Source organism: Actinotignum urinale DSM 15805, from assembly GCF_000420445.1.
In the GTDB taxonomy this organism is placed as follows: Bacteria; Actinomycetota; Actinomycetes; order Actinomycetales; family Actinomycetaceae; genus Actinotignum; species Actinotignum urinale.
On record NZ_ATUY01000001.1, the window covers coordinates 136,331 to 149,940 of the forward strand.

A 13,610-nucleotide genomic window follows, 5' to 3' on the forward strand; every position below is an offset into this window, starting at 1 on the left:
CACTATGTCCGGAACATCACCTACACCACCGAGTTTTCAACCTAAAAAACGCAGGCCACGCCCTTCTTCCGCTGATGCGCATCGAGTTGGGCGCGGAAAGGCACCCCGTATTATCTCTGCACCGGTTGTGTCCTCAGACGTTCCAGAACTTTCGACACCTAAGCCACCTACGTCCCCTGCGGGTGGGCATCATGTTGGCCCCCGTCGTCCAACAGTTTCTTCACGAAAAAACGCTACCCCGGCAGATAACTCTGAATACAACGTAAACTCGGCGGCAAACAATCCGCAGCCGCCCGCGCAAGAGCCTCTTCCAGGTGCGAATCTTAACCCAGGCGAACAACCACCAAGTTTCGCTCCGATACAGCACACCTCACCTTCGCAAGATTTCTCATCTTCTCAGCAGCCGTCGCAATCAGCCGGAAAGGTTCGGCGTTCACCTCAAGGCGCCCCTGTTGCGCCACATCGGCCCCCTTCCCAACCTCCTGCAGGCTTACCTTACGAAGAAGACGCACCGAAGCGTCGTTTCAAACTTCGTCCGCGTCGCATACTCAAATGGACACTTCGCATTTTCATCATCCTTCTTATTTTCCTTATTGCCTGGCCACTGTATCTGCTGTGGTATGGAAATAGCCGTTTGCATGATGTGGACGCCCTCACGGGGGCATCGGACACCCCAGGAAATACCTATCTTATTGTTGGTTCGGACGCCCGTGAAGCGGACGGCATTAACGATCCTACTAAGGGCGAACGTGCCGATACGATTATGCTTCTTCACGTTCCACGTTCCGGCAATACGTCACTCATTTCGCTTCCACGTGATTCCTATGTGGAAATTCCGGGCGAGGGACGCGGAAAACTCAACTCGGCATTTTCCTACGGTGGCCCGAAACTACTTACGCAAACCGTCGAAAAACTTACTGGTCTTACCGTCGATCACTACATTCAAATCACTATGGGTGGTGTTCAACATCTTGTGGACGCGGTCGGTGGCGTCAATCTCTGCTATGACAGTGACGTCGATGATGAAGATTCACAGATGAAGTGGACTGCCGGTTGCCATGATGTTAACGGCCAGCAGGCACTCGCTTTCTCGCGTATGCGTAAGGCTGATCCTCTGGGTGATATTGGGCGTACCAACCGCCAACGCCAGGTTGTTTCCAAGGTCATTTCAAAGGCCGCATCAACTTCCACCCTGATTAATCCTTTCCGTCAACGTCAGCTTGTGGGAAGCGTCGCCGATATTTTGAAGGTAAGTAAGGAAACCTCTATTATGAATATCGCGAAAGCTGGATGGAGCTTACGCGGTGTTATGGGCGAGGATGGTGTTGCTGGTGTTCCGCCTATTGCCGATCTCGGATATAGGGTTCGTGGCCAGTCTGTTGTCCTCCTTAATTCTAAAGAGCTACCAGAATTCTTCGCGAAAATGCGCGACGGAAAACTCACGCGCGAAGATGTCCTACCTCATTTTGGCTAATCCCTTGGTGTTGCATGATGAGCAAGGATTGTTATCATCGCTTTACTCGCTGGATACTGCGCGGGCAAACATGGCGTGAGTGGGCTACGGAGTTTGCACAGTTTTGCACTGTTGGTTTAGGCGCCTACATTGTTAATGTTGGGCTTTTTAATCTTCTTGCCTACTCGAATGTTCTTCATTTACCTGGGGATAAGTCGCTGACCGCAAAAACTATATCCGTCACTGCTTCTGTTATTTTCGCGTGGGTTGCCAACCGTTTGTGGACGTTTAGGGAACAACGTTCCAGTTATAAACTCCGCGAATTTCTCCAGTTTGTTGCCGTCAATGCGTGCGGATTACTCATTGAGCTTGGATGCCTGGTGTTTTCTCGCTATGTTCTGGAAATGCGCACACAACTTGCGGATAATATTTCATCCAATATTATTGGTTTAATTATTGGCACGGGTTTCCGGTATGTTATGTATCGTTACGTTATTTTCCGTAAAGTTTCATAAATGTACGACGGTAACGACGCGATAGGTTGTCATTTTCTTCATTATTTAGCATTCACCACTCGTTCGGTAACTGTCCGATATGTTCCTAGTGACGTAGCATTCCGCAGAGTCTCGAATGCCAGAGTCTGGCGGAGAGGTCTGTCAGCGATGCGACTTGATCGATGACAAGGCGTTTTCGTCCGGCTTCGTCCGCCGCGCCCCAGTGTTCGCGTAGGTGTGGTTCAAGTTCTTTCGGATTATTTTTCAGTGCGTCGACGAGATCGAAAATCATGGCGCGCTGTTCCAGATATATATGTTGGCGCGATTTTACGCCCATAACATATGCGACTGCTATTCCTTTAAGCGCCGCAATTTCTGCCTCTGTTTCTTGAGGGATAACCAGGGAACCGTTGTAACGTATGAGTTCTTCTCCGGGATATTCTCGTATGGTTGCACGACGAACCGAGTTGACGAATCGACCAATAAGATCAGAGGTGAGATCTTTGACAATCGCATAATCCTTGTATGTGCCACGGAATTCGGTAGGCCAGGCTTCTTCTACTAGTAGCCTCATCATTGCCTGGCATAGCGAGTCTTTGCTGGGATATGCATACCATGCGAGCGTTTCTTCAATAATGCGTTCGCGTTCCTCGGGGTTGCGAAGGAGTGCGGGGTTGAGGAAGCCTCGTACGATTGCGTCTTCAACATCGTGGATTGAGTAGGCAATATCGTCCGATAGATCCATAATTTGGGCTTCTATGCATTTATGTGTACTATTTTCGGGTTGTTGGCCTTGACGTATCCATTCATAAACATCGGAATCATCTTCGTAATAGTTAAATTTTGGCGACGATGGATCATGTGGATGCTCCCCTTTAGGCCACGGATATTTTATGACTGCATCCAGGGTGGCGCGCGTGAGGTTGAGCCCTGCCGGACGCCCTAAATCTGTCATTCTTTTTGGTTCCAGGCGGGTTAGAATCCGCAGGGTTTGTGCATTTCCTTCAAAACCGCCAATGTCCTTCCCTATATCGTTAAGCGCCTGTTCTCCGTTGTGCCCGAAAGGAGGATGCCCTAAATCGTGAGCCAGACACGCTGTTTCCACAATATCCGGGTTGCATCCAAAATGTGTGGCAAAAGAACGTCCGATTTGTGCTACTTCCAAGGAATGGGTAAGCCGTGTGCGAACAAAATCGTCTGTTTCGGGGCCTAAAACCTGGGTTTTTGCCCCGAGTCTGCGCAATGCTGACGAATGAAGAACCCGCGCCCGGTCCCTTTCAAAGTCTGTGCGTGAACGTGATTTAGGTGGTTCGTGAACCCACCGTTGCCTATCTGCATCAGAATACATTGCGAGCCTCCTTATGCTTTGCCATGGAATCGTTTTCCTTCAACCTCAGCCCGACTTTTAACCACCATCAACATCTACTTCCGCCTCATGAATTTTTGCCGCCTGAGCCTCACTTAGTTCGCGAGAATCCAACCATCCATCCGGCAGGCGTGGCTGTTTTTCACGCCCTGCCCTACCGCGAGCGCCGTGAGCGGCGTCCGGAAATCCCTGGTTGAGATCTAGTTCTCCGAGCCGTTCTTTAAGCTCGTCGAGCGTGGATACAAGCCCCAGGGTTTGCCTTTGCGCACCTCCCACAGCGTATCCGCGTAAATACCATCCAATATGTTTGCGCAGTTCACGCATTGCACGGTTTTCGTCGTGGAAATGTTCAATAGAGAGTTCCGCATGGCGGATAATCGTTTCGGCGACCTCCCGTATTCCAGGTAACCGCAAGGCATCGCTTCCGTGCATCATTGCTGCTATATCGTGGAAAATCCAGGGACGCCCCTGAGCGCCCCTTCCCACGGCAACTCCGCAACATCCGGTTTCTTGCATGCAACGTTTGGCATCTTCGGCTTCGAATATGTCGCCATTTCCCAGCACAGGAAGGGCTGTTTGCCCCACAAGATCGGCTATATATTGCCATTGAGCTTGGCCTGCGTAGTGTTGTGCGGTAGTTCGAGCATGAAGGGTGAAACCCACTATGCCGGCATCTTCCGCGATTCGCGCTGTATCTTTGAAGGTTTCATGATCGCCATCGATTCCGATGCGGAATTTAATGGTGACGGGGATAGTGAAATCGCGATCTTTAGAGGCTTCGCGAGCCGCCTCCACTGCCCGGGTAACCAGTTCCTCATACAAATCAAGTTTCCACGGAAGAGCTGAGCCTCCCCCTTTGCGGGTAACTTTGGGCGCAGGACACCCGAAGTTGAGGTCAATATGATCAGCACGGTTTTCACTAATCAACATGCGAATTCCTGCGGCCACGGTTTTAGGTTCCACACCATAGAGTTGAATGGAGCGCACGGGATCCAAGGGATCGGGTTCAATCATTGTCATTGTTTGACGTTCCCGTTCAACAAGGGCTCTTGACGTTATCATTTCGCACACCCACAAACCAGCAGGGGCGAAAGTTCCGGGAATATGCTCCTCCTTCAGGGGGTGATATCCTGCCGCGCGCAAGCCCTTTTCCGCCTCTTCACGGCATAACTGCCTAAAGGGCGGGTTCGTAACGCCGGCCATTGGAGCCAACATCACCGGAGTTGCAACGTAAAGATCACCGAGGTGAATACCCCGAAACGTAGCCGTAGCGTCCATAAATCCTCTCACGTAAAACCTTGTTAGTGGTACGACGATGGTTTCGACGAAAAACTGTATCGAAAAGGTACCTTTCGTCGTTCTTAAGTTTAGCTTCTTTCTCCCTCACTATTTTTTGCTCGAACTTTGATTCGCTGTGAAATGCATGTTCTATGAGTGTTACAACTGGGAAGGTGGGCAGTCGTCCGTCGAACATCCGTCGTACATACACGCACAAAAGACTGTATATATTTCAACACCCGATGAACATACAAGACACTTTAAACTCCGGGTGTAAAATTAACAGCGAATTGTATATCTCCCAATAGAGGAGGAGCCGTGGAATCCATTCGCATTCATATTCATGACATTCTTGAAGCTGAACCACTTGATATTCACGGAAAAAGTATCGGCGAAATAACCGATGTTTTTCTGGACGCCGTCAGCCAAGAACCTATTATGATTCGCGTGGAAACTGGTTTCATTTTGGGTAAAACCCGAATTGTGCCGCTTCGTGGATCTTCTCTGACAAACAGGCACCTCACGCTTGCTATTGAAAAAGACGCCATAGATAAAGCTCCTGATTTTAAGGGAGATAGCTTGAGCAAGGAAGAACGCGCGCGAATCTACGAATACTATGCTTCCTACGAGCTCGCCAACGGACATTTTGAAACGCCTCTGGCACCCAGCAATGAAGATATTGAACGATACCGTAAAGTTGCCATCATCAAGGACATCGAAGCGAGTTACTTCTAGTCTTTTCTAGTCTTTTCTAGTCTTTTCTAGTCTTTTCTAGTCTTTTCTAGTCTTTTCTAGTCTTTTCTAGTTTTTCGAAGTTTTTTCCCGCACAGGCGGGAGCAACACAATAATGGACTGAGGGGCACACACCTCCTACAATCTTTTCCCGCACGGGCGGGATAACTTCACGACGATATCGCCATCATCAACATCATGTAGTTTTTCTCGCACGGGTGGGAGCAACTGAGGCAAGCATGGCGGCAACCGCCGTCGTTAACGGAATCGCCAAAACAAGACCAATTGAGGTTGTCAGCGTCCGTGTTATTTCCTCCGCTATAAGTTCCAGTTGCACAAGATCAAGCACCGGCCTATCGTACATCGACGCCAAAATCAGTAGCGGCAGGGAGGCGCCCACATACGCGAAGGCAAGAGTGTAGACAGTTGAGGCGATATGGTCGCGTCCAACAGCCATCCCCCTCATAAATAAGCGCCGGCGTGGAGTTGATGGCGATTCTGCGTGAAGCTCCCAAATCGTCGAAACTTGGGTAATGGTGACGTCGTTCAAGGCACCCAAACCGGCAAGAACCATACCTGCCAAGAGAAGTGAACGCATATTTAAGCCACCCAGAGTCCACGAAAGTTGAATGCTTTCCTCGCCTACAGCTCCGGAGAGATTTTGGGCGCCTACAGCCCAGGTGGCCAGCGCCGCGGTAATCACCAAGCCGCAGAACGTTCCGATAACAGCCGTCGTGGTGCGAATAGAAATGCCGTGCGCCAAATAAATGGAGGCGAACATCATCGCCGAGGCCCCCGTGAGAATCACCCACATCGCGTTTTCTCCCGAAGCGAGCGCAGGAATCATAAAGAAACCCACCACAAGAAGGGAAAGTGACAGCCCGCCGAGCGCCGCGAGTCCCTTCACGCGGGCAACACTAACAATCACCACAATATAGAGAATCGTGAGAATGAGGAGGGGGCTGGAACGCTCATAATCGGCGAAAATATAGCTCGGTATTGCGCTGGGTTGTGAGGGCGACGAAGGCAGCGCGGTGCCAGATGGCTGCGGGGTGAAACGCGCCTTGACGTGGTCGCCAACAGCCATGCCGGAGGCCACGATTTCCGCCGAAACATGAAGTGGAACCTCAATTCCGTCCACACTCATGCGCACATCAGTTTCCCCAATATCGGAGGTTTTCCCCACATGGGTAATCACGCCGGAAACCTCCTGGGATGTCCCGCTACTGGCGGGAAGGGAGCCGATAATGCTCTCGCCGCGTGGCCACAGCATCACCAATCCAATGAGAGTCGCCAACGCTAAAGGGACGACGATACAGGCAAGCGCCCGTGCCACCTTCGTTCGAATCTCGGGTGGCAGGGGCGCTTGTTCTGTTGCATGCGCATGACGATGCATTTAGCAACCTACAAGTTTTGTTGCCAAATAGTCACGTACACCGTCAAGAGGAATACGCACCTGCTCCATCGTGTCCCTATCGCGAATTGTTACCGCATTATCGTCGAGGGTGTCGAAATCAACGGTGATACAGAAGGGCGTGCCGATTTCGTCTTGACGACGGTAGCGGCGCCCCACGGCACCTGCCTCGTCGTAATCAATATTCCAGAATTGACGCAAGTCATCGGCAAGTTTTTTGGCGGTCGGTGTTAATTCTTCTTTACGCGAGAGCGGAAGAACAGCCGCTTTAACCGGCGCGAGGCGCGGGTCGAGGCGAAGAACCGTACGTTTATCCACCCCACCCTTCGTATTTGGCGCCTCATCTTCCACATAGGAGCTGACAAGGAATGCCATGAGGGAACGGGTAAGCCCTGCTGAAGGCTCAATAACATACGGAGTGTAACGTTCGCCAGATGCCTGATCGAAATAGTTCAAATCCTTACCGGAATGCTGAGTGTGGGTAGAAAGATCAAAATCTGTGCGGTTTGCAATACCTTCGAGCTCTCCCCACTCTCCGCCCTGGAAACCGAAACGGAACTCAATATCGACCGTGCGCTTGGAATAGTGGGACAGCTTTTCTTGCGGGTGTTCGTAAAGGCGCAAATCTTCCTCAGGAATTCCCAAATCCTTATACCAGGCGAGGCGCTGATCAATCCAATACTGGTGCCATTCCTCATCTTCACCCGGCTTCACGAAGAATTCCAACTCCATTTGTTCAAATTCGCGGGTGCGGAAAATGAAGTTTCCGGGAGTGATTTCGTTACGGAAAGATTTACCAATCTGCCCAATACCGAAGGGCGGTTTTTTGCGCGACGTTGTTTGGACATTAAGGAAGTTCACGAAAATGCCCTGCGCCGTTTCGGGACGAAGATAGTGCAAGCCAGATTCGTCCTCCACAGGACCAAGATAGGTTTTCAGCATCATGTTGAAATCGCGAGGTTCCGTCCACTGCCCCTTCGTCCCGCAATGCGAGCAACCGATGGAATCGAGGGTAATGCTGTCGGGATCGTCAATATTTTTCTTCGCCGCAACATCTTCCTGGAGCTGATCCATACGGAAACGCTTGTGGCAGGACAAACATTCAATAAGGGGATCATTAAAAACACCCACATGTCCGGAGGCAACCCACACATCGCGTGGCAAAATAATTGAGGAATCCAGGCCAACAACGTTATCGCGCCCTTGAACCATGAAGCGCCACCACTGGCGTTTAATGTTTTCTTTCAGTTCTGTCCCCAACGGCCCGTAATCCCAGGCGCTGCGCGTACCACCGTAAATTTCACCGGCTGGAAAAACAAAACCGCGACGTTTCGCAAGGGAAATAACATTATCAAGACGTGATGGAGTAGCCTTAGCCAACTTCTGTCCTTTCACATTGATGCGCCCAAGGCGCTTACGCGCCCGGATTGACGCGCAAACTATCCCAATTCTACAAGGATTAAGTTGTCTTCCATAGTTCGACGGGTGTGAAGCATCCCCTACACCACTGACTACATGCACGAGACTCCTACACATTTTCGACGGAGGCCTGTTACGTGTAATCTCCACACAGATCGCCTTGTGGCAACAAACTCTACTCACCAAATATATAACCCATCACACCACGCACAACAAATGTAAAACATCCTCGCATCCCAGCCAATAAACCCCTAATTGACAATGATTATCACTCGAGTACACTTAGACTGTGAATATCTTCAAAAAACTTAGCGCACTGTTTGTCGTTTCTCTCACCCTACTTGCAGGATGCTCCGGTTCTTCGGCGTCCTCACCCTCATCAACCACTTCACAGGATCCCGCAAAAATCAAAGCAACCGCTTCGTTCTTCCCTATTAAATGGCTCGTCGAAAATATTGGTGGAAAACACGTTACCGTTACCTCTGCTACGCCCACCAACGTAGAACCCCACGATTACGAATTTTCACCCAAGGAAGTTTCCAAACTTTCCGCCTCAGACGTGGTGTTTTACGTCAAAGGTTTCCAACCCTCACTCGATCAAGCACTCACCTCCCTGGGAACAGATAAATCCGTGGACCTTTCTATCGACGCGGAACTCGTCAGCCACCCCGATCAAGCACGTGCCTGGACAAATCATGGAAAAGGTAGCGAAGCCCAAATCGACCCGCATTTCTGGCTTGACCCGGTACGAATGAAGAAAGTTGCCGCACGTATTACCGACGCCCTATCGAAAATGGATCCAGATCACGCCGCCGATTACGCAGCGAACGCGAAAAAAATCGAGGACGAACTCACACAGCTCGATGCCGATTTCTCAGCCAAACTTGCAACATGTAAAGAACGCGCTATCGTATCCTCGCACGCCGCCTTCGGCTACCTCACAGACCGCTACAAGCTCGTCCAACTGCCCATCACCGGCCTGGACCCCGATAGCGATCCCTCCCCCGCAAATCTGCGCGAAATCAAAATGCGCATGAAGGACTACAAATCCACCGTTATTTTCTCCGAAATTCTTTCGTCGCCCAAGGCTGCCGAAACTCTTGCCCAAGAAGTCGGGGCGAAAACAGCGAAACTGGACGCCATGGAATCAGATACGACGAAGAAAGGCTACATTGCGGGAATGCGTGCTAATCTAGAGAGCCTCCACTCGAATCTTCAATGTGAATAACATCTATGATAACCCCCCTATCATCATCCCCGCACCAGAGCGTGGGACAGGTGTCTGCACTTGAAGCAGATAACCTGTGTGTTACGCTCTCGGGCATCGAAATTATCCACAGCGCAAATTTATGTATCTCCTCAGGGGAATCTGTGGGTATATTTGGCCCCAACGGTTCAGGAAAATCCACCCTGATTAAAGGGCTCCTTGGCGTTGTCCCCCACACGGGAACCGCAAAAATTTTCGGGCAAGATATTACGGTTCGTTCAGCAGTAGAGTGGAATCGTGTAGGTTACGTTCCCCAAAACATGACACATACGGGAACCCTCCCGGCAAGCGCGCTTGAGGTGGTAAAATCCGGCCTCATTTCGGGCAAACACCTTTTCAAGGATCGCGGACGCAAAGCCCGCGCAAAAGCCATGGAAGCGCTGGATGCCGTCGGCCTGGCACACCGCGCAAACGATACCGTCCGTGTATTTAGTGGAGGGCAGCAACACCGCGTCCTTATCGCCCGAGCCCTTGTCCGCAAACCTGACATTCTCGTTCTCGATGAACCCCTCGCAGGAATTGACCGTGAATCGCGCGAAGAACTCGCAACGATTCTCACACGGTTACATGGTGAAGGCATCACCCTCGCCATGGTCTTGCATGAAGTTGGTGAACTCGGGCATCTTGTCCAACGCCGTATCACAGTGGAGGCAGGCCGTGTCTATTCATGAGTTTCTTTTCAGCCCCATGATGTTGCGTTCCCTCGTTGTCGCTCTTCTTGTTGGGCTCAGCGCCCCGATTATTGGAAGCTATCTTGTCCAACGTGGAATGTCGCTGATGGGTGACGGCATCGGCCACATTGCTCTCACTGGTGTTGCCATCGGCTGGATTGCCGGCGTCTGGCTTCACGGAGATTCCACGCGCTACACAATTCCCTGCGCGCTCATTGTCTGTATTCTTGGTGCCCTCATTATTGAATGGGTTCGCTCCAGTGGATACACTTCCGGAGATACCGCGCTCGCCATTTTGTTCTATGGTGGAATCGCCTGCGGGGTGCTACTGATTTCTCTCGTGGATGGCACCACCGCGAATCTCAACTACTTCCTCTTCGGTTCCGTTACAACTGTCACGAACCTCGATATGTGGTACACCGTTGCCTTAACTGCCTTCTTGTTGGTGGTTGGTATTGGCCTGCGCGGTCCCCTTTTTTCCGTGACGAACGACGAAGGTTTTGCCCGCGCCTCCGGTTTACGTGTTCACCTGTTTAATGTTCTTATCGCGACGACGGCAGCGCTCACAGTTGCTGTTGCCATGAGGGTTGTAGGTGTCCTTCTGGTGAGCGCCATGATGATTGTTCCGGTGGCAACCGCTCAACTTGTGTGCCATTCCGTCGCCTCTACTCAACGACTTTCTATGGCAATTGGTGTTGTTAGTTCCGTTTCGGGTTTAATTATTACATTATACTGGTCTGCTTCACCCGGTGCTATGATTGCAGTACTTCTCATCTGCATATATGCACTCACCGCATTAATTTCAGCAGTTTATCGTCGTAATCATAGGAGGGTTCATGAACGCGCCAAAACCGCGATCAACAATCCAGCGTAAAGCAATTGTTGCGGCCATTGATAATGTGGATGCTTTCATTTCAGCCCAAGATTTACACACCGCTCTTCTCAAAGAAGGACGAAAAATAGGTCTAGCAACCGTTTACCGGACACTTTCCTCACTTGCTGAGGAGGGATATTTAGATACTCTTCAGGAGGGAACCGAAACGCTCTATCGTTCCTGCGATAACCATCACCATCACCATCATTTAATTTGTCGAACCTGCGGAAAAACAGTGGAAATCACGGGTGAAGGCATTATTGAGGAATGGGCAAAACAGACAGCTCTTGCCAACGGTTTTTCGGATGTTGAGCATGTCCTTGAACTTATTGGCTACTGTGCTGAATGTGCCACCGAACATCAAAAAACCTCCCGGGCGAACGCCGAACACGTCGGCGCAGAAATGTAGGTTTTTCCGTGGATAGTTTTTCATTTTTAGCCGGTAAATCCTTTCTTTTCATCTATCTTTTTCTTTTTGTTGTCGTAAGTTTGCGTTCTTCTGCAACGTTTTGGCTTGGGCGTTACGCGACATATTTGTTACGCAAAGAGCGTTCTTCCTCAAGTCCCTTTGCTCAAAAAATTCAGGCGTGGGCGCGCAGTCCCCGTTTTGAAGCTGGCCAACGTAAGGTCGCCAAACGTGGTTGGCCACTCATTACCCTGTGTTTTTTCACCATCGGCGTGCAGAGCGTGATTCTTGTGGGCGCCGGGCTTGCCCGCGTCAAAGGATGGCATTTTGTTGCGGCGGCTTTCCCGGGCTGGATTGGTTGGGCACTCATTTATTCAACGGTTGGCATGGTGGCGCTAGCTACGCTCTGGGCAGCTATTCTTGGTAGTGTGTGGGCGTGGGTGGCAATTGTTGCCTGCCTCATTATAGGGACGTGCTGTATTGTGTGGAGTCGCTCGCGGGCAAATTCACGCAAAGTTCAAGATTAAAAGTACAACCACATCAGGTAAGGATTCGCGTGGCCAATCCTTACCCCGTAACTTTTGAGGAGACTACATGTACGAAGTTGAGGTCGAACTCCCCATCACCCTAGGGCAGTTTGTGAAATTGTGTTCCTTGGCTCAAACGGGTGGCGAGGCTCGGGAGCTTATTACAAGTGGCGAGATTCTTGTCAACAACCAGGTTGAAACACGACGCCGACACAACCTTAATGAGGGTGATATAGTGAGTTTGCTTGATTCTCCTTACGAGGATATGCGCTTCAGAGTTGTGGGTATTTAAAGCACGTTTCATAAAACAGATATTTTTTATGAACGCTTCACAAGCCCCAACCTGACAGTTAGTATTTTTGTAGTTTCGTTCTTTAACATAAATGAGGTATCTAAATGTCGGTTATCTTTTCCCCTCTCACCTCCGAGCAGTACACACAATTCATGGAAAGCGGACCCCGACATTTCATTTCCCAGCTCCCCGACATGGGCAAAACGTATACCTCGCTTCATCGCAAACACAACTATGTTGGGCTTATTGATACGACGACGAACACCGTCGTCGGTGCGGCGCTCATGTATTACCAGCCATGGAAAAAATTTTTTGAACGTGCCCATATTCTCTATGGCCCTACCCTCACCTGGGAACGCAAGGATTACGTAACGGCTTTCTTCAGCGGATTACAACGTTACTTGAGGAAAAAGCCTCGTGTTCTTTCCCTTCATATTTCACCTATTCTTCCCCGCGCTTTTTATGAGGACACAACAAAAGTTGCAGACAATTCTGTAGCCACAAAGGTCACCAATTTTTTGACGCAGGGTGGCTACTCTTTCGTCGACCAAAATAAGCATCCAGCACCCGATAACCCACCCCTATTTATCTACACAAAAGATATTGAGGGAATGAGTTTCGACGAAGCCCTCCCCACACTCGCTAAAGGTTTGCGTCGCCGTTTCCGCAAAGAAGATGGGTACGGTGTTCAGGTTCGGTGGCTCACCTCCAAAGATTTCGATATTTTCCGTGATTTATACACCTCCACAGCGAACCGTGCAGAAGATATGCACGCAATGTCCGAAAACTCCCAGAAAACATATAAAACGCTAATGGACCACATGGGGCCGGATAAGGCGCTTCTCTGTGTCGCATTTTTCTCCGCGGCACGCTATATCAAACAAATTCAGGAAGAACGTGAGGCGCTTCGCGAACGCCTCGCAATCCTCAACGAACGAAAAGAAACAAAGGCGCGCAACCGGGAAATTAATGAGATTACCCAGCGTTTTGAACAACTCGACAAAGACGAAAAATGCGCACGCGACACCGCCGAAACTCTTGGTGACAGCGATATTCCACTCAATTCCGCGCTAGGTTTCGTGTGCGGAAAAGAGCTCGTTCTTCTGCTCGGTGGCATGAATAAGGACCTCGTGGAGTTCGCGCGAGATTACCCCGTAGAGCGTGCTCTGTTCAAGTGGGCTTGCGATCACGGCATGTCCATCTACAACACCTTCGGTGTTTCTTCCATCGACGACGACAATGCGTCCGATGCTCACGTCCTCGCATTTAAGCGTTTAATGCGAGGCAATATTGAGCAGTTTATTGGCATGTATGAAAAAAGTCTGTGGCCGTGGAGCAGGGCGTTAGGCGCTGTTGTTAACTAGATCAAGCAACCACATCTCACGCACATAGGGCAAGCAACAGTAGCGAACCAGGT

Annotated in this window: 14 protein-coding genes; 10 read left to right on the top strand and 4 right to left on the bottom strand. The window is 50.4% G+C overall.

What is annotated here, in order from left to right; genetic code table 11:
- Positions 1-4: 4 nt before the first annotated feature.
- A complete protein-coding gene (locus tag G445_RS11835; protein WP_022865644.1) occupies positions 5-1,474 on the top strand; it encodes an LCP family protein in 1,470 nt (489 codons plus the stop codon).
- A gap of 14 nt (positions 1,475-1,488) precedes the next feature.
- On the top strand, positions 1,489-1,968 hold the full coding sequence (locus G445_RS0100635; RefSeq protein WP_022865645.1) for a GtrA family protein: 480 nt from the start codon (positions 1,489-1,491) through the stop codon (positions 1,966-1,968).
- Positions 1,969-2,053: 85 nt separating this feature from the next.
- On the opposite strand, the gene G445_RS0100640 is transcribed toward G445_RS0100635, so the two are convergent.
- Together G445_RS0100640 and dusB are read right to left on the bottom strand one after the other, a co-directional pair.
- Positions 2,054-3,295 (bottom strand): deoxyguanosinetriphosphate triphosphohydrolase, encoded by a 1,242-nt coding sequence (locus G445_RS0100640; protein WP_022865646.1) that lies wholly within the window; start codon positions 3,293-3,295, stop codon positions 2,054-2,056.
- A gap of 57 nt (positions 3,296-3,352) precedes the next feature.
- Positions 3,353-4,591, bottom strand: a complete 1,239-nt coding sequence (gene dusB / locus G445_RS0100645) for a tRNA dihydrouridine synthase DusB (RefSeq protein WP_022865647.1) — start codon at positions 4,589-4,591, stop codon at positions 3,353-3,355.
- A gap of 318 nt (positions 4,592-4,909) precedes the next feature.
- Between dusB and G445_RS0100650 the strand changes: the two genes are divergently transcribed.
- The gene (locus G445_RS0100650; protein ID WP_022865648.1) at positions 4,910-5,326 is read left to right on the top strand and encodes a PRC-barrel domain-containing protein; all 417 of its coding nucleotides are present in this window, start codon (positions 4,910-4,912) and stop codon (positions 5,324-5,326) included.
- A gap of 193 nt (positions 5,327-5,519) precedes the next feature.
- Here G445_RS0100650 and G445_RS0100655 read toward each other — a convergent pair whose 3' ends face one another.
- Both G445_RS0100655 and G445_RS0100660 read right to left on the bottom strand, forming a co-directional pair.
- Positions 5,520-6,719 carry a YibE/F family protein gene (locus G445_RS0100655; RefSeq protein ID WP_022865649.1) on the bottom strand — a complete coding sequence of 400 codons (1,200 nt, stop codon included), beginning with the start codon at positions 6,717-6,719 and terminating at the stop codon, positions 5,520-5,522.
- Positions 6,720-8,117, bottom strand: a complete 1,398-nt coding sequence (locus G445_RS0100660; protein WP_022865650.1) for a glycine--tRNA ligase — start codon at positions 8,115-8,117, stop codon at positions 6,720-6,722. It lies immediately after the preceding gene.
- A gap of 328 nt (positions 8,118-8,445) precedes the next feature.
- Between G445_RS0100660 and G445_RS0100665 the strand changes: the two genes are divergently transcribed.
- The 7 genes from G445_RS0100665 (at position 8,446) to G445_RS0100695 (ending at position 13,557) form a co-directional block, all read left to right on the top strand.
- Positions 8,446-9,384 carry a metal ABC transporter substrate-binding protein gene (locus tag G445_RS0100665; RefSeq protein WP_022865651.1) on the top strand — a complete coding sequence of 313 codons (939 nt, stop codon included), beginning with the start codon at positions 8,446-8,448 and terminating at the stop codon, positions 9,382-9,384.
- A gap of 5 nt (positions 9,385-9,389) precedes the next feature.
- Positions 9,390-10,094 carry a metal ABC transporter ATP-binding protein gene (locus G445_RS08890; protein WP_022865652.1) on the top strand — a complete coding sequence of 235 codons (705 nt, stop codon included), beginning with the start codon at positions 9,390-9,392 and terminating at the stop codon, positions 10,092-10,094.
- Positions 10,095-10,110: 16 nt separating this feature from the next.
- Positions 10,111-10,968, top strand: coding sequence for a metal ABC transporter permease (locus G445_RS0100675; protein ID WP_051126970.1), 858 nt, complete (start codon positions 10,111-10,113; stop codon positions 10,966-10,968).
- The gene (locus G445_RS0100680; protein WP_022865654.1) at positions 10,931-11,377 is read left to right on the top strand and encodes a Fur family transcriptional regulator; all 447 of its coding nucleotides are present in this window, start codon (positions 10,931-10,933) and stop codon (positions 11,375-11,377) included. Before G445_RS0100675 ends, G445_RS0100680 begins: the two co-directional genes overlap by 38 nt.
- Positions 11,378-11,385: 8 nt before the next feature.
- The gene (locus G445_RS0100685) at positions 11,386-11,901 is read left to right on the top strand and encodes a VTT domain-containing protein (RefSeq protein ID WP_022865655.1); all 516 of its coding nucleotides are present in this window, start codon (positions 11,386-11,388) and stop codon (positions 11,899-11,901) included.
- A gap of 67 nt (positions 11,902-11,968) precedes the next feature.
- Positions 11,969-12,193, top strand: coding sequence for an RNA-binding S4 domain-containing protein (locus G445_RS0100690; protein ID WP_022865656.1), 225 nt, complete (start codon positions 11,969-11,971; stop codon positions 12,191-12,193).
- 104 nt (positions 12,194-12,297) lie between these two features.
- Complete coding sequence (locus tag G445_RS0100695) at positions 12,298-13,557, top strand: lipid II:glycine glycyltransferase FemX (protein WP_022865657.1); 1,260 nt, start codon at positions 12,298-12,300, stop codon at positions 13,555-13,557.
- Positions 13,558-13,610: the final 53 nt, after the last annotated feature.